24 protein-coding genes are annotated in these 21396 nt (G+C 72.0%); 13 read left to right on the top strand and 11 right to left on the bottom strand.

What is annotated here, in order from left to right:
* Positions 1 to 4 precede the first annotated feature (4 nt).
* The 3 genes from F8R89_RS34870 to F8R89_RS34860 form a co-directional block, all read right to left on the bottom strand.
* The gene (locus F8R89_RS34870) at positions 5 to 937 is read right to left on the bottom strand and encodes a CPBP family intramembrane glutamic endopeptidase (protein WP_225994582.1); all 933 of its coding nucleotides are present in this window, start codon (positions 935 to 937) and stop codon (positions 5 to 7) included.
* Positions 938 to 1058: 121 nt separating this feature from the next.
* Positions 1059 to 1715 carry a response regulator transcription factor gene (locus F8R89_RS34865; protein ID WP_151787761.1) on the bottom strand — a complete coding sequence of 219 codons (657 nt, stop codon included), beginning with the start codon at positions 1713 to 1715 and terminating at the stop codon, positions 1059 to 1061.
* Positions 1703 to 2917 carry a sensor histidine kinase gene (locus tag F8R89_RS34860; protein WP_225994678.1) on the bottom strand — a complete coding sequence of 405 codons (1215 nt, stop codon included), beginning with the start codon at positions 2915 to 2917 and terminating at the stop codon, positions 1703 to 1705. The genes F8R89_RS34865 and F8R89_RS34860 overlap by 13 nt, the downstream gene beginning before the upstream one ends.
* Positions 2918 to 3184: 267 nt before the next feature.
* On the opposite strand from F8R89_RS34860, the gene F8R89_RS34855 reads away from it, so the two are divergent.
* Positions 3185 to 3379, top strand: coding sequence for a hypothetical protein (locus F8R89_RS34855; RefSeq protein ID WP_151787759.1), 195 nt, complete (start codon positions 3185 to 3187; stop codon positions 3377 to 3379).
* Between the two features lie 30 nt (positions 3380 to 3409).
* Here F8R89_RS34855 and F8R89_RS34850 read toward each other — a convergent pair whose 3' ends face one another.
* On the bottom strand, positions 3410 to 3910 hold the full coding sequence (locus F8R89_RS34850) for a hypothetical protein (protein WP_225994581.1): 501 nt from the start codon (positions 3908 to 3910) through the stop codon (positions 3410 to 3412).
* Complete coding sequence (locus F8R89_RS34845) at positions 3907 to 5196, bottom strand: molybdopterin-dependent oxidoreductase (RefSeq protein WP_151787758.1); 1290 nt, start codon at positions 5194 to 5196, stop codon at positions 3907 to 3909. Before F8R89_RS34845 ends, F8R89_RS34850 begins: the two co-directional genes overlap by 4 nt.
* Positions 5197 to 5417: 221 nt before the next feature.
* Here F8R89_RS34845 and F8R89_RS34840 point away from each other — a divergent pair, with 221 nt between their 5' ends.
* The 3 genes from F8R89_RS34840 to F8R89_RS34830 are packed head-to-tail and all read left to right on the top strand — an operon-like array spanning position 5418 to position 7050.
* Positions 5418 to 6023 carry a molybdopterin-dependent oxidoreductase gene (locus tag F8R89_RS34840; RefSeq protein WP_151787757.1) on the top strand — a complete coding sequence of 202 codons (606 nt, stop codon included), beginning with the start codon at positions 5418 to 5420 and terminating at the stop codon, positions 6021 to 6023.
* 2 nt (positions 6024 to 6025) lie between these two features.
* The gene (locus F8R89_RS34835) at positions 6026 to 6736 is read left to right on the top strand and encodes a ferredoxin reductase (protein ID WP_151787756.1); all 711 of its coding nucleotides are present in this window, start codon (positions 6026 to 6028) and stop codon (positions 6734 to 6736) included.
* A 38-nt stretch (positions 6737 to 6774) separates the two neighbouring features.
* Positions 6775 to 7050 (top strand): DUF6510 family protein, encoded by a 276-nt coding sequence (locus F8R89_RS34830; protein WP_151787755.1) that lies wholly within the window; start codon positions 6775 to 6777, stop codon positions 7048 to 7050.
* Between the two features lie 140 nt (positions 7051 to 7190).
* Here F8R89_RS34830 and F8R89_RS34825 read toward each other — a convergent pair whose 3' ends face one another.
* Positions 7191 to 8054, bottom strand: a complete 864-nt coding sequence (locus F8R89_RS34825; protein WP_151787754.1) for an SDR family NAD(P)-dependent oxidoreductase — start codon at positions 8052 to 8054, stop codon at positions 7191 to 7193.
* Positions 8055 to 8235: 181 nt separating this feature from the next.
* Here F8R89_RS34825 and F8R89_RS34820 point away from each other — a divergent pair, with 181 nt between their 5' ends.
* The 3 genes from F8R89_RS34820 to F8R89_RS34810 all read left to right on the top strand — a co-directional run bounded on the left by F8R89_RS34820 (position 8236) and on the right by F8R89_RS34810 (position 10575).
* Entirely contained in the window at positions 8236 to 9132 is an 897-nt protein-coding gene (locus F8R89_RS34820; RefSeq protein WP_151787753.1) for a helix-turn-helix transcriptional regulator, read from the top strand.
* Between the two features lie 61 nt (positions 9133 to 9193).
* The gene (locus F8R89_RS34815; RefSeq protein WP_151787752.1) at positions 9194 to 9664 is read left to right on the top strand and encodes a hypothetical protein; all 471 of its coding nucleotides are present in this window, start codon (positions 9194 to 9196) and stop codon (positions 9662 to 9664) included.
* 26 nt (positions 9665 to 9690) lie between these two features.
* Positions 9691 to 10575: an NAD-dependent protein deacetylase gene (locus F8R89_RS34810; RefSeq protein WP_151787751.1), complete on the top strand. Its 885-nt coding sequence runs from the start codon at positions 9691 to 9693 to the stop codon at positions 10573 to 10575.
* A 16-nt stretch (positions 10576 to 10591) separates the two neighbouring features.
* On the opposite strand, the gene F8R89_RS34805 is transcribed toward F8R89_RS34810, so the two are convergent.
* Positions 10592 to 10849, bottom strand: a complete 258-nt coding sequence (locus F8R89_RS34805; RefSeq protein ID WP_151787750.1) for a hypothetical protein — start codon at positions 10847 to 10849, stop codon at positions 10592 to 10594.
* Positions 10850 to 11023: 174 nt separating this feature from the next.
* On the opposite strand from F8R89_RS34805, the gene F8R89_RS34800 reads away from it, so the two are divergent.
* The gene (locus F8R89_RS34800; protein WP_151787749.1) at positions 11024 to 11593 is read left to right on the top strand and encodes a DUF6328 family protein; all 570 of its coding nucleotides are present in this window, start codon (positions 11024 to 11026) and stop codon (positions 11591 to 11593) included.
* An 8-nt stretch (positions 11594 to 11601) separates the two neighbouring features.
* On the opposite strand, the gene F8R89_RS34795 is transcribed toward F8R89_RS34800, so the two are convergent.
* Both F8R89_RS34795 and F8R89_RS34790 read right to left on the bottom strand, forming a co-directional pair.
* Positions 11602 to 11931, bottom strand: a complete 330-nt coding sequence (locus F8R89_RS34795; RefSeq protein WP_151782048.1) for a hypothetical protein — start codon at positions 11929 to 11931, stop codon at positions 11602 to 11604.
* A gap of 71 nt (positions 11932 to 12002) precedes the next feature.
* Positions 12003 to 12872: an IS5 family transposase gene (locus F8R89_RS34790; RefSeq protein ID WP_151782049.1), complete on the bottom strand. Its 870-nt coding sequence runs from the start codon at positions 12870 to 12872 to the stop codon at positions 12003 to 12005.
* A gap of 125 nt (positions 12873 to 12997) precedes the next feature.
* On the opposite strand from F8R89_RS34790, the gene F8R89_RS34785 reads away from it, so the two are divergent.
* On the top strand, positions 12998 to 13705 hold the full coding sequence (locus F8R89_RS34785) for a hypothetical protein (protein WP_151787748.1): 708 nt from the start codon (positions 12998 to 13000) through the stop codon (positions 13703 to 13705).
* Positions 13706 to 13779: 74 nt separating this feature from the next.
* Here the strand turns inward: F8R89_RS34785 and F8R89_RS34780 are convergent, their stop codons facing one another.
* Complete coding sequence (locus F8R89_RS34780; RefSeq protein WP_151787747.1) at positions 13780 to 14835, bottom strand: LacI family DNA-binding transcriptional regulator; 1056 nt, start codon at positions 14833 to 14835, stop codon at positions 13780 to 13782.
* A 301-nt stretch (positions 14836 to 15136) separates the two neighbouring features.
* On the opposite strand from F8R89_RS34780, the gene F8R89_RS34775 reads away from it, so the two are divergent.
* From F8R89_RS34775 to F8R89_RS34760, 4 genes are all read left to right on the top strand, one after another.
* Complete coding sequence (locus F8R89_RS34775) at positions 15137 to 16447, top strand: ABC transporter substrate-binding protein (RefSeq protein WP_151787746.1); 1311 nt, start codon at positions 15137 to 15139, stop codon at positions 16445 to 16447.
* Positions 16448 to 16533: 86 nt separating this feature from the next.
* On the top strand, positions 16534 to 17529 hold the full coding sequence (locus tag F8R89_RS34770; RefSeq protein WP_151787745.1) for a carbohydrate ABC transporter permease: 996 nt from the start codon (positions 16534 to 16536) through the stop codon (positions 17527 to 17529).
* A gap of 12 nt (positions 17530 to 17541) precedes the next feature.
* Positions 17542 to 18465: a carbohydrate ABC transporter permease gene (locus F8R89_RS34765; protein WP_151787744.1), complete on the top strand. Its 924-nt coding sequence runs from the start codon at positions 17542 to 17544 to the stop codon at positions 18463 to 18465.
* 96 nt (positions 18466 to 18561) lie between these two features.
* The gene (locus F8R89_RS34760; protein WP_151787743.1) at positions 18562 to 20001 is read left to right on the top strand and encodes a GH1 family beta-glucosidase; all 1440 of its coding nucleotides are present in this window, start codon (positions 18562 to 18564) and stop codon (positions 19999 to 20001) included.
* Positions 20002 to 20294: 293 nt separating this feature from the next.
* On the opposite strand, the gene F8R89_RS34755 is transcribed toward F8R89_RS34760, so the two are convergent.
* Positions 20295 to 21317 (bottom strand): LacI family DNA-binding transcriptional regulator, encoded by a 1023-nt coding sequence (locus F8R89_RS34755; RefSeq protein WP_151787742.1) that lies wholly within the window; start codon positions 21315 to 21317, stop codon positions 20295 to 20297.
* Positions 21318 to 21396 lie beyond the last annotated feature (79 nt).

Here is a 21396-nt window from a genome sequence, read left to right as displayed (position 1 = left end):
CGGTTCAGTGGGCCGCTGTCTCGACGGGGGCCGGCTGCGGCTTCGGCAGGCCCAGGCGGCCGCGGGTGGCGGCGAGCGCGATGACCGCGCCGGCGAGGGAGGCGAGGAGGAAGGCGTGGGTCACGTCGGCGCGGGACATCCCGGGGAACAGGTCGTCGCCGGCCACGGAGAAGTAGTTGTTGATCCCGCAGTGCAGCAGCATCACCAGCGGCATGCTCTCGCCGGACCGGTTGAACACCCAGGTCATGACGAAGCTGAACAGGGTGGCCGTCACGACGAACTCCACCGGCTCGGTCCAGGCCACGTCCGGGCCGCCGCCCCAGTCGGTGAGGAACAGCGGCAGGTGCCAGCAGCCCCACAGGACACCGACGACGAGGGTGGCGGCCAGGGGCCCGTTGCGGCGCTGCATGCGCGGCATCGCGAACTCGCGCCAGCCCGGCTCCTCCGCGAGCCCGGTGGTGATCATCTGGGCGGCCAGGCCGGGCAGGAACGCGAGCAGCACGGTGGCGGAGGGCCGCGCGGGGCCGTCGCCGGACAGCGCGGCCGAGGCCAGGACGAGCGCGAGCGGCACCGACACGAGGACGGCGAGGTACCAGCGCCAGCTGACCTTGAACCGGGTCATGCGGCCCCGCCAGGTGCGCAGTCCGGCGCGTCCCTCGGTGAGGGAGATGATGAGGAGCGCCGAGCCGATGGGGCCGAGGTAGGCGCCGGGCAGGACGCCGGTGATCTGGGAGGCGCCGGCGCCTCCGGGGAAGGTGAAGTGCCAGACGCCGAGCCCGTTCTCGGAGAGGACGTACGGCAGCCAGGCCACCCAGCTCAGTCCATAGGCCAGGGTGAAGAACCAGGTCAGCGGGTGACGGCGGACGCTGCCGCGCAGCGCGCTCTCCGTGCGGCCGGCCGGTGGTGTACTGGTCGGTGCGGGGGTCTGGGTACTCACTGCGGGGTCCTCTCGGCGGTCGCTGATGACGTGTCCTCAGCACACCACCGGGAGCCCGGCGGATCATTGCCGCGCACACCCCGAGTGGGGGTACAGCAGGCTGTACCCCGGGGTGGTTCCGTCAGCGCCGGCGGGCGTCCTCCAGGTAGTGCAGGACGGCCGCGACCCGCCGGTCCAGCTGGTCCGTGGGGGCCAGGTCGAGCTTGGCGAAGATGCTGCGGATGTGTTTGTGCACGGCCCCGTCGGTGACGACGAGCCGTTCGGCGATGGCGCTGTTGCCGAGGCCCTCCGCCATCAGGCCGAGCACGTCCTTCTCGCGGGGGCTGAGGCGTTCCAGGCGGGTGTCGCGGCGGGAGCGGGTGAAGAGCTGGGCGACGACCTCGGGGTCGATGGCGGTGCCTCCGCCGGCGACGCGGCGCAGCGCGTCGAGGAACTCCTCGACCCGGCCCACGCGTTCCTTCAGCAGATAGCCGAGCCCGCCGACGCCGCCGGTGAGGAGTTCGGTCGCGAAGCTCTGCTCGACGTAGGCGGACAGGACGAGCACGGCGAGCGCGGGGTGGCGCCGGCGTGCCTCGACGGCGGCGCGGATGCCTTCGTCGGTGTGGGTGGGCGGCATCCGTACGTCGAGGATGGCCACGTCGGGCTTGTGCCGGTCGACGGCGTCCAGGGCGTCCTCGGCGGTGCCGGCCGTGGCGACCACGTCCAGTGACTCGGCGCGCAGCAGCAGGGCCAGCCCTTCGCGCAGGAGGGCGTCGTCCTCGGCGATCACGATCCGCATGGCAGGTCCACTTCCAGGGTTGTCGGGCCGCCCGGCGGGCTCGTCAGGCGGAACGTACCGTCGTGGGCGGCGACGCGCCGCCGGATGCCGGCGAGCCCGGAGCCGCTGCCGGGCCCGTCGTCGCCGGACGCCTCGGCGGGGGCCGTGGCGCCGCCGTGCCCGTCGTCGTCGACGGTGAGCAGGAGCCGTTCGCCGGCCAGCCGGGCGGTGACGGTGGCGCGGGTCGCGCCGCTGTGCTTGGCGATGTTGGTGAGGGCCTCGGCGACGACGAAGTAGGCGGTCGCCTCCGTCGAGGCGGCGCAGCGCCGGGGCACGTCGACGTCGACGTGGCACGGTACGGCGCACTCGGCGGCGAGGCCGGTGAGCGCCCCGGCCAGGCCGCGGTCGGACAGGACGGGCGGCAGGATGCTGCGGGAGACGGCCCGCAGGTCGGCGAGGGCCTGCTCGGCCGCCAACTGGGCGCGTTCCAGCAGTTCCTGCGCGCCGTCCGGGTCGCGGGCCACCATTCGGCGGGCGGCGCCGAGCAGCACGGTCACGGACACGATCCGGTTCTGCGTGCCGTCGTGCAGGGCGCGTTCGATACGGCGCAGTTCGGCGGCGTGGGCGTCCAGCGCGGCGGCGCGGGTGGCGGTCAGCTCCGCGATCCGCAGGGAGAGGTCGGTCTCCGGTCCGGCCGCCAGCAGCCGCCGCCCGGGGTTCGCCTGGGCGCGGGCCATGGCGGGGCCGAGGCCCAGGATGATGGCGATCCAGCCGACGCCGAGGAGGGCGACGGCGACGGCGTCCGCCCACGAGGTGGACGAGCCGATGCCGATGGACGTGGCCGTCGCGTCGGCGGGGACGAGCCGCCAGTACAGCGGGAACAGCAGGTCCCGTACGGCGAGGACCGGCAGCCAGAAGCCGAGCAGTCCCAGCGGCAGGCCCGCCACGACATGCCGGGTCAGCCAGCGCAGTTCACGCCGGGTGGTGGGGTCGCGGAGGGCGGCGCTCGGGGCGGTCGGGGGCGGTTCGGGCGCCACGACCTCGGGTCCGAACCGGGCCAGCCGGACGCGTTCGCTCCCGGCCAGCCCGTGCAGGGCGCGCAGGGCGGCCGGCGCCGCGAGCAGTCCCACGCCGAGCGGGGTGGTCAGTGCGCACAGGGCGAGCAGGACGAGGACGAGCAGCGCGAGGAAGGCCGTACGGAGGCCGGAGACCAGTTGTCGCATCGCGCCCAGCGTGTCCCTCACGACACCCGCGAGGTACTCCCGGCGGCCCGTGCCCTGGTGTTCGTCGCCGTTCGGCATGCTCACTCCTTCCGTCGAGCACAGCGATCGACCCTATAAGAGGCCGCGGGTCGTCATGGCCGGGCCCGGCGGGAGGTGGTGCCTGCTGTACCCCGGGCCGGGTGCCTGCGGGATCGGCGGGCCGGGCGGCGTCGCCTAGCGTCGGTGGTGCCGCACCCCACCGTCACCGTCGGTCCCGCCGGAGGAGCCATGACCCGTCCCGAACCACCCGCCACCGACGGTCTCGCCCGTGTCCTGCTGTGGCCGGCGCTGGTCCTCAGTGTCCTGGGCAACGCCGTGGCGTCCGTCGCCGGCGCCGACACCGCCGTCAACCTGGGCTTCGGGGCGTTCACCGCGGTGACGGCGGCGACGCTGGCCGTCCGGCGGTGGCGCGAGCACGGCTGAGCGACCGTGGCGGCCGGCGTACAAGATCGCTCAACGCGGCTCCGCAGCACCGGCGTTCAGGTCCTCGGCGTGGCGGCGGCGCCGTACGGCTCGTAGCGCCGCCGCGGCCAGGGAGACGGCGAACAGTGCCGCCGTCACGAGGAGCCACCGGACGAGGAAGACGCCGGCCGGCAGCAGGGTGGCGCGCTCGTAGCGGTCCACGCCTCCGCTGATCAGCGGGAACCAGACGAGGAGCAGCAGGGCGGAGACGGTGGCGGGCCAGCGCACGTGGTTGATTAGGTGCGGGGCGAGCACGGCGCGCAGACCCCGGTCGATCGCCGCGTACAGCGGGACCAGGAGCAGGTCGTGCGCGAGGGCCGCGCCGACCACCCAGTACACGACCGTGATCCACTCGCCGGCGTCCAGCAGGCGCAGGCCCGCGTAGCAGACGAGCACGAGTGAGGCGGCGGTCAGCAGCAGGTGGCCGGGGCCCGCCCCGTACCAGCGGCGCCACCACAGGCTCACGCGCCGGGTCTCCGGTGCCTTCGTCACAGGACCCTCCCGAAGGTCAGCCGGGCGACCCACTTCGTGTTGAGGACGCCGGGGGCCGCCGGCACGATGACGCGGGCCGGATAGCCGTGGTCGGGCGACAGGTCGGCGCCGTTGACCTGGAGGGCGAGCAGGGAGCGGGGGTCGCGCACCTGGTTGTGGCGCAGAGCCGCCCGCCGGAAGGAGCCGTGCAGTTGCAGGGACTCCACCAGGACGTCCGGTGCGTCTTCGGGCTCGTACCCCACCAGCGCGGCCAGGTCGCGCAGCCGCACCCCGCGCCAGTGCTGGTCCTCCGTGGACCAGCCCTCGACGCAGGCGATGGGCAGGGCGGCGGTGTGCTGGGGCATCGCCAGCAAGTCCTGGCGGGACAGGCGTACTTGACCGCCGGGGCCGGTCACCACGAGCTGCCAGGCCTCTCCGGTCCGCGCGGCGGTGACGCCGGCGAGGGCGGCCGGTTTGTTGATCTGGAAGCCGTTGGGTCCGCCTCCGGGGTCGCCGCCGCCGTGCGGCGCGAACAGCGCGGTGCGGCGCAGCGGCCCGCCGACGCTCTGGCCGGCGGTGGTGAGGAGCAGCAGCAGCGAGGAGCCTCCGACGAGCGCGGCCAGTCCGCGCCGCGACAGCGTGGGCGGTGCCGGGTCGGGTGCGGCCAGATCGTCGTGCGGGGCGGGAGCCACTGAGGACGTGGCCCGGATGTAGGTGAGTGGGCCGCCGTGCTCCCGGAACGCGCGCACGGTCCGGGGGATCTTCAGCGCGGCGTGGGCCGCGAACGCGCCGAAGAAGACCCAGGCGCCGTAGAAGTGCAGACGGTAGAAGGAGCCGGGGAAGACGTAGTCGAGCTGGACGTTGAGGACCCCGGTGAGGAAGGTGAACAGGCCGCCGCCCACCAGGAACAGCAGGGACAGGCGGTCCAGTGCCTGAGCAGCCGACCGCACGGGCGGCAGCGCGAAGAACCGGGGGATCACCGACCACAGCTTGGCGAGCAGCACCGGGATCAGGGTCACGCCCAGCGTGACGTGGACGCCCTGGGTGACCCGGTACAGCCAGTGCGGATCGGTCGGCCAGGAGAAGAGGTAGAAGCCGAGCAGGCCCTTGTCCGGCGTCTTGTCGTTCAGCGGCGACAGACCGGGGTTGTAGGCGGCGTACGACAGCAGGCCCGTCACGAACAGCAGCGGCACCCCGGCCAGCAGGACGACTCCGAGCACGGACGTCAGCCATGTCCCGCGCAGGGGGCTGCGCCAGAAGCGCGGGGACACGGGCAACCGGTCCAGCAGGGCACGTCGGTCGGTCATGGGAGCGGGCCTCGGCTCTCGGGAGGGCGGCGGTGCTGACTGTCCCGGACAGTAGGGCGCGGTCGGCCAAGGGAGGGTTTTGCCGAGGTGACGGAAGTCTGACGCCGTCCGTCCCGGACGGGGGCCGTCCGGCGAGTGGCCGACGGCGGCCGTCTGCCCAATAGTGTGAGGAACGGGTCCTTCACGCGGGCTGACGTGTCACCGTTCCAGGGAGACCAGTCGTGAGTTCTCTTTCCCCCGGATTCCACGGACGCAGGCGTTCCACGTCCCTCACCGACCGCCTGCCGCCCGGGCAGTACCCGACGGAGTCGTTCCCCGTCCTCTCGGCGGGTCCGACTCCGCGCGTGCCCACCGAGACGTGGACGTTCACGGTCACCACGGAGACCGGTGAGGAACGTTCCTGGACGTGGGACGAGATGCTGGCCCTCCCGCAGGAGGAGTCCGTGCACGACATCCACTGCGTGACCCGCTGGTCGAAGTTCGACACCCGATGGCGCGGGGTCAGCCTCGACACGCTGCTCGACGACGTGGAGACCACCGCCGAGTACGCCGCCGTCCACAGCTACGGCGGCTACACCACCAACATGCCACTCGAGGACCTCCTCGACGGCAAGGCGTGGCTCGTGCACACCTACGACGGCTACCCGCTCTCCCCCGAGCACGGCGGCCCGGCCCGTCTGCTGGTGCCGCACCTGTACCTCTGGAAGTCGGCGAAGTGGGTGCGCGGACTGCGGCTGACGCCCGACGACGAACCGGGGTTCTGGGAGACCGCCGGCTACCACAACTACGGCGACCCCTGGCGGGAGCAGCGCCACTGGGGGGACTGACGATGCCCCTCCCCTGGCGCACGGCCCGGCTCGTCGGGCGCGCGGACGAGACGGCCACCGCCCGCACCCTCGTCCTGGACGCGCCGGGCTGGCCCGGGCACCTGGCCGGTCAGCACGTCGACATACGGCTCACCGCCGACGACGGCTATCAGGCGGCCCGCAGCTACTCGCTGGGCGCGCCCGCCGACGGCACCCGCCTCGAGCTGGGCGTGGAGCCCGTGACCGGCGGCGAGGTCTCCCCCTATCTGGCGGACGACCTGCCGGTCGGGGCGTCCGTGGAGGTGCGCGGCCCCCTCGGGAACTGGTTCGTGTGGCGGCCCGAGCAGGAGGAGCCCGTCCTCCTGGTGGCCGGCGGCTCCGGGGTCGTCCCGCTGATGGCCATGGTCCGCGCCCACCGGCAGGCGGCCTCCACCAGCGCGTTCCAGCTGATCCACTCCGTGCGCGGCGAGGCCGACCTCTGGTACCGCGAGGAGCTCGGGCGCCCCGATCCCGCCCTGGACGTCCGGTTCCTGTACACCCGGAAGGCTCCGCCCGGCAGCACCCGCCCCGCCGGGCGGCTCACGGCGGCCGACCTGGAGCCCGCGCTCAAGCGGCTCACGCCCGCCGGGACCGTCTACGTCTGCGGGCCCACCGGTTTCGTCGAGACCGCCGCCGACCTGCTGACGTCCGCGGGGCAGGACCCCGCCACGATCCGTACCGAACGGTTCGGGTGAGCCCCGCTCCCCCGGCCGCCCGCGCCTGGAGGTAACCGATGACCGAGGTCTCCCCGCACGTCGACGGCAACAGCCTGGCCGGGCCGCTGTCGGACATCTTCGCCGTCGACATGACCCGGGCCTGGTGGCGATGCCCGGACTGCGGCTCGACCGGCCCGCTGGCCGAGCTGCACGTGTACGGGCCGGACCCCGGCCTGACCGCGCGGTGCGCCGGCTGCGACCGGGTGGCGCTGCGCCTGGTCCGGCACGAGCAGGACACCTGGCTCACGCTCGGCGGCGCGGAGGGCGCCTTCCGCTTCCGCACCGCACCGTAGGCACCGGGCACGTCAGGGGGTCGCGGCGCGCCTCCGTGCGGCGGCGCGCACAGCACCAGCAGCACGATCCGTGCCTCTTGGGCGCACCGTGGACGGGCCCGGCCGGGGCGCTCGCGGCGGCCGACGGTTCCGGCGTCGCGCTACGCGGCGGCGGGGAAGTCCGTCGCGGGCGCGGTGGCCGCGTTGGCGTCCAGGTCGGCCTGGAGCGCCCGCACCTTGGCGGTGGCGTAGCCGTGCGCGTCCGAGCCCAGCAGCAGGCGCAGCGGTCCCTGACCGGCGACCACACGGTCGATGACGGCGGCCGCCCCCTTGACCGGGTCGCCGAGCTGGGAGCCCTGGAGCGCGAGGTGGGATTCGACCATCTCCCGCAGGGCCGGGTAGTGCTCGGTCGTGGCGGCGGGCAGCGCGAGGGAGTCCCGGGTGAGGAAGTCCGTGCGGAAGTACCCCGGTTCGACGATCGTCACGTCGATCCCGAAGTCCGCGGCCTCGGCGGCCAGCGCCTCGCTCAGGCCCTCCAGGGCGAACTTTCCGGCGCAGTACAGCGCCCAGCCGGGCACGGCGGTCAGCCCCAGGACCGAGGACACGTTCACGATGTGGCCCGCGCGCTGTTCCCGCAGGACGGGCAGCGTGGCGCGGAGCACGTTCCAGACGCCGGCGACCTGGACGTCGAGCATGTCCCGGACGTCCTGGCCGGTGGTCTCCTCGACCGCGCCCAGGTAGCCGTACCCGGCGTTGTTGACGACCACGTCCAGGCCGCCGAAGCGCTCGGTGGTCCGGCGCACGGCCCGCGCGACCTGCTCCTCGTCCCGCAGGTCGACGGTCAGCGGGAGCAGACGCGCGGTGTCGACGTCGTCGCCGAGCGCGGCCGGCAGCCGCTCGGACGACCGGGTGGTCGCCGCTACACCGTCGCCGCGCCGCAGGAGCTGCCGGACCAGCTCCAGTCCCAGGCCGCGGGAGGTGCCGGTCACGAACCAGGTCGCGGGTCGGTCGGTCGGAAAAGTCATGATCGTCCTCCTGGGGGGCGGGCCGCCCCGGGGCCTTTCCCCGGGGAGTTCGGCATGTCTCCAGACTGGGGCGGCGGACCCGGCCGTGGGGGCGCATATCCCGCCCTGCGCGACCGGGGACGCGGCCACCTAGGACGCGCAGACCCAGTCCCGCACCGCCGGTTTCGGCGACACTGGTGCCGTGGCCAAGACGAACAAGGAACTCGCCGACTTCCTGCGGCGGGCCCGGAGTCAGGGCGACCCCGCCCGCGCCGGGCTTCCCGCGGACGGACGGGTACGCCGTGTGCCGGGTCTGCGCCGCGAGGAGGTCGCCTTCCTCGCCGGGGTGTCGACCGACTACTACACGCGTCTTGAACAGGGCCGGCCCATCACCCCCTCCCCCTCGGTGGTCGAGGCGCTGGGCCGGGCCCTCGGCCTCGACGAGACGGGCCGCGCCCATCTGCACGACCTCATCGGCGGCGGTGCGGCGCCCTCCCGGCACCCGCGTCCCGTGCAGCGGGTGCGTCCGGGCGTGTACCAGCTGCTGGACGCCCTCGACGGCGAGCCCGCGCTGGTCCTGGGCCGCCGGACCGACATCCTCGCCGCCAACCGCATGGCCAAGGCGCTGTTCGGCGACTTCGACCGACGGCCGCCCCGGGAGCGCAACTACGCGCGCTGGATGTTCCTGGACGACGACGCCCGCTCCCTGTTCATGGACTGGGAGGACCAGGCGCGGGCGGCGGTGGAGAGCCTCCGCTTCGAGGTCGGACGGGCACCCGACGACCCGGCGACGCTCGCGCTCGTCGAGGACCTGCGCGCCCGCAGCCGCGCCTTCGACGCGTGGTGGGAGCAGCACCGCGTCCACCAGCGCACGTACGGCTCCAAACGGCTCCGCCATCCTCTCGTCGGCGACCTCACCGTCGACTACGAGACGCTGACGCTGCCCGGCGACCCGGACACGACCCTGTTCGTCTACACGGCGGAGGCCGGGTCGGCGTCGAAGCGGGCACTGGACCTGCTGGCCAGCTGGACGCTGGCCGAGGCGCCGGACGCCCGGCCGGAGCGTCCGCACCACGCGCCGGACACGCCGGAGTCCTGACCCGCCGGGACCGGTGAAAACCGGTTGGCGGCGGCCCGGCCTCGGCCTACCGTTCGCGGTGATGGAGATGTCGTTCCGGAAGCTGCCGGAGAACCAGCACGAGATCGTCGTCCGCGACCGCAGGGGACCGGACGTCCGGCTGCCCGCCCAGCCGGTGGGCCCGAGCATGCCGCACGACCTGGTGCACGCCGTCGTGGAGACCGCCCTCGGGATCGAGGACGGCTTCTGGGGTGCCACGGCCCGCGGCGCGACCTTCCAGGGGTTCCTGCTCGTCTCCCCCGGCCGGCACCGGCGCTCGGGGCTGAAGGTGCTGCGCCGCGACGGCGACGCCGTCATGGCCGCCGAGCTGCGCGTGAACTGGGCCTACCGGGTCTGGCGCGGACTGCCGACGGACGGCCGCGGGGTCGGCCCCGCCCCGCTCGGCACGGACCAGCTGGCCAGGACCGGGCCGCGGCTGGACGCCGCCGCCGCGCGCTGGGCGGCCGTCCCGGAGGGCGGGGAGCTCGTGTGGCGCTGGGGCACGGACCGGTAATCGGCGCCGCTGCGTACCCTTGCGGCATGCGGATGCGCCCCACTCTCGTCTGGACGCCGGCCGAGGACTGGCCGGCCGGTACCACGGACCTCGGTCCGGTCGTCGACGCCCTGGACACGGGCGGGGTGCTGGTGCTCAGCGGCGCGGGCATCTCCACCGAGTCGGGCATCCCCGACTACCGGGGCGAGGGCGGCAGCCTCAGCCGGCACACCCCGATGACGTACCAGGAGTTCACGTCCAGCGCCCCGGCGCGGCGACGGTACTGGGCCCGCAGCCACCTCGGCTGGCGCACCTTCGGGCGGGCCCAGCCCAACGCCGGTCACCGGGCGGTGGCCGCGTTCGGGCGGCACGGCCTGCTGAGGGGCGTGATCACCCAGAACGTCGACGGTCTGCACCAGGCCGCGGGCAGCCCGGACGTCGTGGAGCTGCACGGCGGCCTCCAGCGGGTGGTCTGCCTGTCCTGCGGGACGTACAGCCCGCGCGCCGAACTCGCCCGCCGGCTCGAGGAGGCCAACGCGGGCTTCGACCCGGTGGCCGCCACGATCAACCCGGACGGTGACGCCGACCTCACCGACGAGCAGGTCCAGGACTTCCAGGTCCTGCCCTGCATTCGCTGCGGCGGCATCCTCAAGCCGGACGTCGTGTTCTTCGGCGAGAACGTGCCGCCGGCGCGGGTCGAGCGCTGCCGCACCCTGGTCGACGAGGCGGCGTCGCTTCTGGTCCTGGGCTCCTCGCTGACGGTGATGTCCGGGCTGCGGTTCGTACGGCAGGCAGCCGAGGCGGGCAAGCCGGTCCTGATCATCAACCGGGACCCGACCCGGGGCGACCGTCACGCGGTCGCGCGCGTGGCCCTGTCCCTGGGACCGACGCTGACGTCCGTGGCCGAGCAGCTGGACGTCCAGGTGGTCTGAGGCAGGCTTCCTGCGTCTAGGCGTGGTTCCGCTTGGCGAGTTCCTCGACGTAGTTGTACGCCGCCGCGCTGCCCTGCCGGCCGGGCGAGAGCTTCACGATCGCCTTGTCGGTCTCCGGGTTCCCGCTGAGATACGCCTCGGTGAGGACGTACGGCAGTCCGTCGACGCTGAATCGGATGCTGCCGTCGGGATAGGCGCTGACCCGGATCCGCCGGCCGTCGGGAAGTTTGATCGGGTCGGCCACGAAGTGCGCTCTGAGGGGCTGTTCGGCCATGCGGGCCTCCTGGTCGTACCGGCTCGGTGAGAGCCGAGGCTAGCGGGCCGGGGGGCACCTCACGTCGGGTTCCGGGGAGCCCGCGGTCGGCGTCGGCCATGACGACAACCCTGTGCCGGAGCATGAGGGGGCGCGAACGGGGCAAACGGTCTCTCCGACCCGGGGAGGAAGCGCATGACGTTGACAGAGCAGTCCGCCGAGCACGACGCCACCGACGCCTCCTGCGGCTGCCGGCACGACAGTTCACGCGCGACGCCGGACGCCGAGGTGGCGGAGACGGCGCGTGAGCGGGTCAACCGGCGCTGGAACGAGGTCCTTCAGGAGACGCGCGTCGCCCAGACCGGGGTGCAGATCCTCTTCGGCTTCCTGCTCAGCGTGGCGTTCACCCCGCTGTTCCGGGAGCTGGGGACGCTGGACCGGGGCATCTACGTCACCACGGTGGTGCTCGGCGCGTCGGCCACCGGGTCGCTCATAGCGCCCGTGTCGATCCACCGCTTCCTGTCCGGTCAGCGCATGAAGGACGAGGTGGTGGAGGCGGCGGGGCGGCTGATGATGTGCGGCATCGTCCTGCTGGCGCTCACCATCGGCTGCACGCTCCTGCTGATCCTCCGCTTCGTCGTACCGGGCGTCCTGGCGGAGATCCTCGCGACCGGCGTCATGCTGTGGTTCGCCCTCTGCTGGTACATCCTCCCCCTGACCCTCCGCCGCCGCGCCGAGCGGCGTTCGCGGACGCGGGGCGCCTAGGGCGTGTTTTAGAACTCGCTGACCTGCTTGGTGGGCCGTCCGGGGAAGTCGCGGGCGGCCATCCAGATGGTGAGGTCGCGGGCGATGCCGTTGACACTCGTGGCCGTGGTGACCTCGTGCTCGTTGCGGGAGGTGTCACGGCGGACGATCTCGTAACCGCCTTCACCGACGACGGCCACGGAGGCGAACCAGACAGGATCGTCCTCGTCCGGCTGGACGACCACGAACGTGTTGTCGGAGTCGTTGAGGTCGCTGATCATCATGAACAGCGCGTCTTCAGAGGGGTCGTCGATGCGGTCACCGTTCTCGCTGTCGGCGCCGTAGTACTGAGCCCCCATCGTTGCCTCTCCCTCACCCTGAGCACCTGGTCGCGGTCAGCATGGCACGTGGCACCGACAGTTCAGGCCGGTCATAACCATTCGCCGATGGCGGCGATCAGAACGGTGGCTTCGAAGCGGACGGCGAGTTTGTCGAACCTGGTGGCGACCGCGCGGTTGCGCTTGAGCCGGTTGATTCCGCACTCGACCGCGTGCCGGGCCTTGTAGTCCTCGCGGTCGAACGCTGGAGGCCGCCCGCCGGCTTTGCCGCGCCGTCTGCGGTTGGCGGCCTGGTCGGCGGGCTCCGGGATCGTGCAGCGGATTCCGCGCTTTCGAAGGTAGGCCCGGTTGGCGCGGGAGGAGTACGCCTTGTCGCCCCGTACCCGCAGCGGCCGGACACGAGGACGGCCCGGTCCGGTGCGGGGCACCCGGATGCCTTCCAGGACGGCGGCGAACTGAGGACTGTCACCACGCTGACCTGCGGTGACCAGCAACGACAGCGGCCGTTGGCCTTGCTCGCAGGCCAGATGGATCTTGGTGGTGAAGCCTCCCCGTGACCGGCCCAGGCCGTGGTCGTCGGGCTCGGTGCGGATTCCGCCCGGCGGTTCCTTCTGGGCCTGTCCGTCACGGCGGGCGCCTGCGGCGTGTTGATGGGCTCGGCAGATCGTGGAGTCCACGTTGACCTCCCACGTGATCAGCCCGTCCGCATCCGCCCGGGCCTGCAGCCGGGTCAGCAGTTCGGGCCAGGTGCCGTCACGTTGCCAGCGGCGAAAGAGCCCGTAGACGGTCTGCCACGGCCCGTACCTCGACGGCAGATCCCGCCACGGAGCACCGGTCCGCACCCGCCAACGGATCCCGTCGATCAGCCTCCGCCGACCCAACGATGGCCGCCCCAGCACCGCGACCGGCAACAGCGGCTCCAGCACGGCCCACTGCCCGTCAGAAAGATCCCCTCGCCCCACACCGCGATCATCACGGCACAGGGCAAGGGGCGAAGCCCACTTCTAAAACACGGCCTAGGTGCTGTCGTCACACGTGGGGGATCAGGCGCCCGTGGGCCGAGACGGTGCTGGAGGAGAATGCCGTCATGGCTCCCGCTTCTTCTGCGTCGCGGCTGGTGGCTGAGGCCGCCAGGACCCGACTACGCCCCCTCGGCCTCCGTCAGCGCGGCCGGTCCCGCCTTTGGCTGGACGATCACGGTTGGTGGCTGGGGCTTGTCGAGTTCCCTTCGCCCAGGTGGAGCCAGGGCAGCGGCTTGCAGGTCGGAGCCATGTGGTTGTGGCAGGACTTCGATCACTTCGCGTTCAACGTCGGCGAGCGCCTCAGCGGAAGCGAGGACTATCGCAGTGAGGAGCAGTTCTCGCCGGTGGCGGAAGCGCTCGCGCTCCGTGCGCACGCCTACGTCCGGACGCTCCGAGCACAGTTCCCCGACCTCGCGTCGGTGGCGAGCCACTTGGCTGCTCGGCCGGTCAGACGCGGGTGGTTCTGGGAACCATGGAACGCCGGGGTCGCGGCGGCGCTCGTCGGCGATGTCTCACTCGCGCGGCAGCGGTTCGCCGCAGTTCTCGACGAGGAGCCCATCGCCCCTTGGATGGAGGACGCACAGCGGACCGCGCGAGACCTGGTGGCCATGGGGCGAGACAGGGACGCCGTCAGGGCATGGGCACTGAGCCGCATCGCCTCGTGCCGGCAAAAGCTGCGCCTGGCCCCGGAATCGCTCGAGTGGCCCGGCGGCACTGGCGCGCGATCGCTACCGGGTACGACAAGACCGACGACTCCAGTCGGGCAGCCCTGAGCCCGCCATCCCTCCTGACGCCGGCCTGACACTGTGCGGACACGCCCCAGGCCGCGGGAGCCGGCGCCAAGCCGTCACCGCCCCTCGTCGCCGTCCGGTTCCTCTTCCGACGACCCCCCGGAGGACTCCCGCACGACCAGTTCCGTCGGAAGCATCAACTGCTGCCGCGCGGCGCCCGGTTCGGTGATCTCGGAGAGGATGCGGACCATCGCGCTGCCCAGTTCCTCGACGGGCTGGCGGACCGTGGTCAGCGGCGGGTTGGTCCAGCGGGCGTGCGGGGAGTCCTCGAAGCCGACGACCGCCACGTCGTCCGGCACCCTCCGCTTCTGGCGGCGCAGTTCCTCCAGGGCGCCGATCGCCATGAGGTCGGAGGCGGCGAAGACGGCGTCCAGATCGGGGGCCCGTTCAAGAAGCGAACGCATCGCCCGGGAACCGCTCTCCCAGCTGAAGTCGCCCACCTCGACCAGGTCCTGACGTGCGGGCACCCCGGCCTCCTCGTGTGCCGTCCGCCAGCCCTCCAGGCGGCTGCGGCCGACGTCCATGTCCAGTGGACCGGCGATCGTGGCCACCCGTTTCCGGCCACTGCCGAGGAGGTGGCGGACCGCCTGGATCGCGCCCCCGGTGTTGTCGGCGTGCACATAGCTCAGGGCCTCGTCGGCGTCGCGGCGGCCGGCGAGGACCGTGGGCAGGCCCATCTCCTCGAGCATGGCGGGCAGCGGGTCGTCGGAGTGCACGGACACCAGCAGGACGCCGTCGACGCGGCGGGTCGCCACCGACTCGGTCAGCTGCTCCCGTTCCGCCTGGTCTCGGACGAGCATCAGCTGTAGCTGGGTGCGGCTGTCGGCGAGGGCCTGGCTGACGCCCCTGATCAGGGCGGCGAAGAAGGGCTCGGAGCCGAGCCGGCTCGCGGACTCGGGGATGACGAGCGCCACCGCGTCGGTCCGGCTGGTCACCAGACCCCGGGCGACGGAGTTCGGCACGTAGTTGAGTTCCTTGATCGCCGCGAGGACCCGGGAGCGCGCCTCCGCGCTGACCAGTTCCGAGCCGTTCACGACGCGGGACACCGTCGTCCGGCCCACACCGGCGCGGGCGGCGACCGTCTTGATCGTCGGACGGCGGTTCCCAGCCATGCGCTCCCCTCCCTGCATCCGCGGCACCCTCCTGTCGCGTAGGTGACCAGCGCCAATTCTGGCAGACCGCCCGGTCGGCGAGGTGGCCGGTCCCGCACGAAATATGAACGCAAATCTCGCGCAAACCTCGTTCGTTGCGTTCAAGTCATTGACAGATTCGCTCGCTGCGGCGAGTCTGCCATCCATCGCTGGGAACGTGCCCACCCGAGATTGGGCACGTTCCCACCACTCGCCGGAGCCGCTGCGGTCATCGTTTTCGTGTCCGTCCGACACGTCTGCGCAGGCCGTTGGGAGGAGAACCATGAGCAGTCTCGGATCGTTGCGCGGAAAGAGGCTGGCGGCAGCAGCTGCGGCCGTCAGCGCGCTGGCCCTCGTCGCTGGATGCAGCAGTGGCGACGACTCGGTCACGGGCGGCGGCAAGAAGGACGGCAAGGTCACCATCACCATGGGCCTGTTCGGCGTCATGGGCCTGAAGGAGACCGGCCTGCTCGAGCAGTACGAGAAGGAGAACCCGAACGTCACGATCAAGGCCGAGATCGCCGGTGACGAGCAGACCTACTACACCGCGCTGCAGACCAGGCTCGCCGGTGGCAAGGGCCTGAAGGACATCCAGGGCATCGAGATCGGCCGGGCCAAGGAGATCACCGAGACCCAGGCCGACAAGTTCGCGGACTTCTCCGACGTCTCGGGCACCGACCACTTCCTGCCGTGGAAGGAGTCCCAGATCAGCACCAAGGACGGCAAGGTGCTGGGTCTGGGCACCGACATCGGCCCGATGGCCGTCTGTTACCGCAAGGACTACTTCGAGAAGGCCGGCCTGCCCACCGACCGCGAGGCGGTCGGCAAGCTCTGGGAGGGCGACTGGAGCAAGTACGTCGAGGTCGGGCGCACCTTCAAGAAGGACTTCAAGGGCGGCAAGGTCGCCTACATGGACTCCTCCAGCGGTCTGTTCAACGCGATGGTCTACGGCCACCCGGAGCAGTACTACAACGAGAAGGGCGACCTGATCTACGAGACGAACCCGGTCGTCAAGGACGCCTGGAAGCTGTCCGCCGACGCCGCCGAGGGCGGGCTGACGGCCAAGCTCCGCCAGTTCCAGCCCGGTTGGGACCCCGGTCTGGCCAACGGCACGTTCGCGACGGCCGTGTGCCCCGCGTGGATGCTCAGCCACATCAGCGAGAAGGCCGGTGACGCCAACAAGGGCAAGTGGGACGTCGCCCGGGCCCCGAAGGGCGCCAACTGGGGCGGTTCCTTCCTCGGTGTGATCGAGCAGAGCCCGGTGAAGGAGGAGGCCAAGAAGCTGGTGGCGTGGCTGACCGCGCCCGAGCAGCAGGCCCACATCTTCAAGGAGATAGGCAACATCCCGTCCTCCAAGACGGCCCTGGAGAACCCCGACGTGAAGAACGCCAAGTCGGAGTACTTCAACAACGCGCCGATCGGTGAGATCTTCGGCGCCGCCGCGCAGGAGATCCCGGACAAGCAGGTCCTCGGCCGCAAGGACGGCACGATCAAGGACACCTTCTCGCAGGGCCTGGCCCTGATCGAGCAGGGCACCAAGCGTGACGAGGCGTGGGACACCACCACGGAGCGCATCGAGAAGGCCGTCGGCTGACCCGATGCCCCCGCAGCCTCCCGGGTCCGCGCGTTCGCCGCGGGCCCGGGCCCGGCTGACCCACCCCCTCTCAGGAAGGAAGTCCGGTGGCCACCTCCACCACCAAGGCCCTGGCCGGCGAGGAGCCGCCGGCCCCGCCCGGCACCGCGGGCGACGGCACCTCCGGCAAGCGGCGCGCCTCGCTGCTGCACCGGCTGGACGTCAAGGGCGCGCCGTACGCGTTCGTCGCACCGTTCTTCGTGGTCTTCGCCGCGTTCAGCTTCTACCCGCTCATCTACACCTCGTGGATCTCCCTGCACCATGTGGAGCTGGCCACGCTCGACGTGCGGGAGTGGGTGGGCCTCGACAACTACACCGCGCTGTGGCAGGACGAGCGGTTCTGGAACGCGCTGATGAACACCATCACGATCGGTGTCATCTCGACCGTGCCGCAGCTGCTGATGGCGCTCGGTCTGGCGCACCTGCTCAACTACCGGATGCGCGCCTCGCTGTTCTTCCGGGTCGCGTCCCTCGTTCCGTACGCCACGTCGGTCGCCGCGGCCGCGCTCGTCTTCACGATGATCTACGAGCGTGACTTCGGCATGATCAACTGGGCGCTCGGCTCGATCGGGATCGACCCGCTGGACTGGGAGGCCGAGAAGTGGCCGTCGCAGTTCGCGATCTCCACCATCGTCATCTGGCGCTGGACCGGGTACAACGCACTGCTCTACCTGGCCGCGATGCAGGCCATCCCCGCCGAGCGCTACGAGGCCGCCTCGATCGACGGTGCCTCCCGCTGGAAGCAGTTCACGAACGTCACCGTGCCCGGCATCCGCTCCACCATCGTGTTCACCATCGTGCTGTCGACGATCGGCGCCACCCAGCTCTTCGGTGAGCCGCTGATCTTCGGCCAGGGCCCCAACGGTGTCACCGGCGGCGCGGACAACCAGTACCAGACGCTGGGTCTGCTGCTGTACGAGGAGGGCTGGAAGAACTACCAGATGGGCCGCTCGGCGACCGTCGCCTGGGCGATGTTCCTGCTGCTCGTCCTCGCCTTCGCCGTGCAGCGCCTGATCAAGCGCCTGCGGGCCCGATCGTCCTGACCTGGAGCCGACATGACCACTCAAAGCCTCCCGGTCCGGACGGACGCCCCGGACCGGACCCCCGAACCGACGACCGGCCGCGGCGGCCGCCGGCGCCTGCTGCGCATCCGCGCAGGCCGCCAGCACCACGCGGGACCGCTCGCCTACGTCCTGCTCGCCGTCATGGCGATCCTGTCCATCTTCCCGCTGTACTGGACGATGGTGGCGGCGTCGACGGACAACACGCGGGTCAGCCAGACCCCGCCGCCGTTCCTGCCCGGCCCCAACCTGTTCAGCAACCTCGCCCGCGCGTGGGACGAGGCGGCCATGGGCAAGGCCATGATCAACAGCCTGATCGTGGCCGGGGTGATCGCCCTGTCCACGGTGATGTTCGCGACGCTGGCCGGATTCGCCTTCGCCAAGCTGCGGTTCAAGGGCCGCAACGTCCTGCTGATGCTGGTGATCGGCACGATGATGGTGCCGCCGCAGCTCGGTGTCGTCCCGCTGTTCATGCTGATGTCCGAGCTGGGCTGGTCCCAGCAGCTGCCCGCCGTCATCTTCCCGACGCTGGTCAGCGCGGTCGGCGTGTTCTTCATGCGCCAGTATCTGTCGGAGGCGCTGCCGGACGAGCTGGTCGAGGCCGGACGCGTCGACGGGGCGCACTCGTTGCGCATCTTCTGGAGCATCGTGCTCCCGGTGGCGCGGCCCGCCATGGCCGTCCTGTTCATGATCACGTTCGTGCACGCGTGGAACGACTTCTTCTGGCCGTTCGTGGTGCTCGACATGACCAACCCGACGGTCCCGGTCGCGCTCACCCAGCTCAGCGCCGGCTACGTCCGCGACCAGTCGCTGATCATGGCGGGCGCGCTGCTCGGCACGCTCCCGCTGCTGGCGATGTTCATCGTCTTCGGACGGCAGATCGTCAGCGGCATCATGGCCGGCGCCGTCAAGGGCTGACCCCCGCACACCGGCCCGGCCGCACACCGCCGGGCCCCGCTCATCCGTGACGGCCCTTCGCCCCTCGCGAACGGCCCCACTTCTGAAAGGACTTCCGTGGTCACCGCCGCACAGCAGAGCGGGTCCGCCATCGACGGCACCCGCACCTTCCCCAAGAACTTCCTCTGGGGCTCCGCGACCGCCTCGTACCAGATCGAGGGGGCGGCCGCCGAGGACGGGCGCACGCCGTCGATCTGGGACACCTACGCCAGGACGCCGGGACGGGTCCGCAACGGCGACACCGGTGACATCGCCACCGACCACTACCACCGCTGGCGCGAGGACGTCGCGCTCATGGCCGAACTCGGCCTGGGCGCCTACCGGTTCTCGCTGGCCTGGCCCCGTATCCAGCCCACCGGGCGCGGCCCCGCCGTGCAGAAGGGCCTGGACTTCTACCGGCGTCTGGTGGACGAGCTGCTGGAGAAGGGCATCCAGCCCGTCGCCACGCTCTACCACTGGGATCTGCCGCAGGAGCTGGAGGACGCGGGCGGCTGGCCGGAGCGGGCCACCGCGGAGCGGTTCGCCGAGTACGCGGCGATCGCCGCCGACGCCCTCGGTGACCGGGTGAAGACCTGGACCACCCTCAACGAGCCGTGGTGCAGCGCCTTCCTGGGGTACGGCTCCGGGGTGCACGCTCCTGGCCGCACCGACCCGGTGGCCGCGCTGCGCGCCGCGCACCACCTCAACCTGGCCCACGGCCTCGCCGTCCAGGCGGTGCGCGACCGGACGCCGGCCGGTACGCAGTGCTCGGTCACGCTCAACATCCACCACGTCCGTCCGCTGACCACGCGGGAGGCCGACGTCGACGCGGCCCGCCGGATCGACGCCCTGGCCAACCGGGTCTTCACCGGCCCGATGCTGCAGGGCACCTATCCGGAGGACCTGTTCAAGGACACGGCGAGCCTGACGGACTGGTCGTTCGTGGCCGACGGGGACCTGGAGCGGATCCACCAGCCGCTGGACTTCCTCGGCGTCAACTACTACACGCCCACGCTGGTCTCGGAGACCGACGGCAGCGGCACCCACAACTCGGACGGGCACGGCAACAGCCCGCACAGCCCGTGGCCGGCCGCCGACAAGGTCTCCTTCCACCAGCCGCCCGGCCCCACCACCGCCATGGGCTGGGCCGTGGACGCCACCGGGCTGTACGACCTGCTGCGCCGGCTGTCGGACGACTTCCCGCGTCTGCCGCTGGTCATCACCGAGAACGGCGCGGCGTTCGACGACTACGCCGACCCGGAGGGCCGGGTCAACGACCCGGCGCGGATCGCGTACGTCCGCGAGCACCTGGCCGCCGTCCACCGGGCCATCGCCGACGGCTCCGACGTCCGGGGCTACTTCCTGTGGTCCCTGCTGGACAACTTCGAGTGGGCGCACGGCTACAGCAAGCGTTTCGGCGCGGTGTACGTGGACTACCCGACCGGCAAGCGGATCCCGAAGGCCAGCGCGCGCTGGTACGCCGAGGTGGCCCGGACAGGCGTACTGCCCGGCGCCTGACGGGAATCCGGGGCGGTGCCTCCCCGCACCGCCCGGTGGGTCCGCCCCCGCGCCGGGGGTGTCTCGTCGGTCAGGCCGGATCAGCGAGCGGCGTCTGGTGCCGTGCATCGCAAGGCGGAGGAGGGAGTCGATGCGGCGCATCGGCGACCGACGACAACGCCGCGAGGCGCGGTGCCGGACGCCGTGAGCCCGGCCTGACCGGCGAGACACCCCCTAGGAGGGGACGGGGGGTGGGCCTGTTCCGGGTGGGTCGTGCCTTTGTACGGCCCGCCCGGCCTTTCGTGCGCCCTGCGTCAGCCCTCCCGTGGGGGCGCCGTGCTCTGACGCACCACCAGGTTCGTGGCCAGTTCGATGCGCTGTGCCGCGGCACCGGGGGCGTCCGGGCGGAGCAGCATGCGGGCGGCCTCCTCGGCCATGGCCCGCAGCGGCTGGTGGACCGTGGTGAGCGGTGGGCTCGACCACTGGGCGAGCGGGACGTCGTCGTAGCCGACCACCGACAGGTCCTCGGGGACGCGCAGTCCCTTGACCCGGGCCGCCTCCAGGACGCCGAGCGCCTGGAGGTCGCTGCCCGCGAAGATGGCCGTGGGGCGGTCGGGTCCGTCCAGCAGGTCCATGGCGTGCTCGTAGCCGCCCTGTACATGGAAGTCGCCGAAGCGCGTGAGCCGCGGGTCGCAGCGCAGGCCGGCCATGGACATCGCCGAGCGGTAGCCGTCCAGCCGGGCCAGTGAGCACAGCATGTCCTCGGGCCCGGTGATGATCGCGATGCGCTCGTGCCCGAGGTCCGTGAGGTGCCGGGTGGCGGCGAGGCCGCCCGACCAGTTCGCGGAGCCGACGGAGGGCACGTCCGGGTCCGGGTCGCCCGCGGGATCCACGATGACGATGGGGATGGCCGCCGCCCTGAGCCGCCGTTTGACGTCCTCGCTCAGGGTCGAGAAGACCAAAACCACGCCCATGGGCCTGCGCTGCAGCACGCCGGGCAGCCAGTCGGGGCCGGGGGTGTGCCGGGTGCCGCTCTCGGTGAGCGCCACGGTCGCCCGGTTGTCCCGTGCGACGTTCTCCACCCCCCTGATCAGCTCCATCGCCCAGACGCTCTCCAGTTCGTGGAAGACGAGCTCGATGAGCGGGGAGCGAGAGCCCGCCTGGGCCCGCCGGCGGTAGCCGTGGACCTCCAGAAGGTGCTCCACCTTGGCGCGGGTCGTGCGGGAGACGTCCGTGCGCCCGTTGAGCACCTTCGAAACTGTCGGCATGGAGACACCGGCTTCTTTCGCTACCGCCGCCAACGTGACCCGGCCGCCCACCTCTTCGTCTTCGTGCATGAACGCAGGATAGGCCACAGCCGATCGGTAACGGTTCGGTCGAGTCGTGATCGGACCGTTGACCCGATGGGGGCTCTGA

The sequence above is a fragment of the Streptomyces sp. SS1-1 genome, from assembly GCF_008973465.1.
Classification (GTDB): Bacteria; Actinomycetota; Actinomycetes; order Streptomycetales; family Streptomycetaceae; genus Streptomyces.
The sequence above is the reverse complement of the archived record's forward strand: the minus strand, read 5'-3'. Positions and strand labels throughout refer to the sequence as shown.

Excerpts from the sequence above, each read along its gene's own strand:
- F8R89_RS34775 (WP_151787746.1), top strand. The coding sequence starts at position 15,137 with ATGAGCAGTCTCGGATCGTTGCGCGGAAAGAGGCTGGCGGCAGCAGCT.
- F8R89_RS34845 (WP_151787758.1), bottom strand. The coding sequence starts at position 5,196 with ATGACCGACCGACGTGCCCTGCTGGACCGGTTGCCCGTGTCCCCGCGC.
- F8R89_RS34860 (WP_225994678.1), bottom strand. The coding sequence starts at position 2,917 with ATGCGACAACTGGTCTCCGGCCTCCGTACGGCCTTCCTCGCGCTGCTC.
- F8R89_RS34825 (WP_151787754.1), bottom strand. The coding sequence starts at position 8,054 with ATGACTTTTCCGACCGACCGACCCGCGACCTGGTTCGTGACCGGCACC.
- F8R89_RS34815 (WP_151787752.1), top strand. The coding sequence starts at position 9,194 with ATGGAGATGTCGTTCCGGAAGCTGCCGGAGAACCAGCACGAGATCGTC.
- F8R89_RS34855 (WP_151787759.1), top strand. The coding sequence starts at position 3,185 with ATGACCCGTCCCGAACCACCCGCCACCGACGGTCTCGCCCGTGTCCTG.
- F8R89_RS34765 (WP_151787744.1), top strand. The coding sequence starts at position 17,542 with ATGACCACTCAAAGCCTCCCGGTCCGGACGGACGCCCCGGACCGGACC.
- F8R89_RS34805 (WP_151787750.1), bottom strand. The coding sequence starts at position 10,849 with ATGGCCGAACAGCCCCTCAGAGCGCACTTCGTGGCCGACCCGATCAAA.
- F8R89_RS34865 (WP_151787761.1), bottom strand. The coding sequence starts at position 1,715 with ATGCGGATCGTGATCGCCGAGGACGACGCCCTCCTGCGCGAAGGGCTG.
- F8R89_RS34810 (WP_151787751.1), top strand. The coding sequence starts at position 9,691 with ATGCGGATGCGCCCCACTCTCGTCTGGACGCCGGCCGAGGACTGGCCG.
- F8R89_RS34785 (WP_151787748.1), top strand. The coding sequence starts at position 12,998 with ATGGCTCCCGCTTCTTCTGCGTCGCGGCTGGTGGCTGAGGCCGCCAGG.
- F8R89_RS34800 (WP_151787749.1), top strand. The coding sequence starts at position 11,024 with ATGACGTTGACAGAGCAGTCCGCCGAGCACGACGCCACCGACGCCTCC.
- F8R89_RS34795 (WP_151782048.1), bottom strand. The coding sequence starts at position 11,931 with ATGGGGGCTCAGTACTACGGCGCCGACAGCGAGAACGGTGACCGCATC.
- F8R89_RS34835 (WP_151787756.1), top strand. The coding sequence starts at position 6,026 with ATGCCCCTCCCCTGGCGCACGGCCCGGCTCGTCGGGCGCGCGGACGAG.
- F8R89_RS34755 (WP_151787742.1), bottom strand. The coding sequence starts at position 21,317 with ATGCACGAAGACGAAGAGGTGGGCGGCCGGGTCACGTTGGCGGCGGTA.
- F8R89_RS34780 (WP_151787747.1), bottom strand. The coding sequence starts at position 14,835 with ATGGCTGGGAACCGCCGTCCGACGATCAAGACGGTCGCCGCCCGCGCC.
- F8R89_RS34830 (WP_151787755.1), top strand. The coding sequence starts at position 6,775 with ATGACCGAGGTCTCCCCGCACGTCGACGGCAACAGCCTGGCCGGGCCG.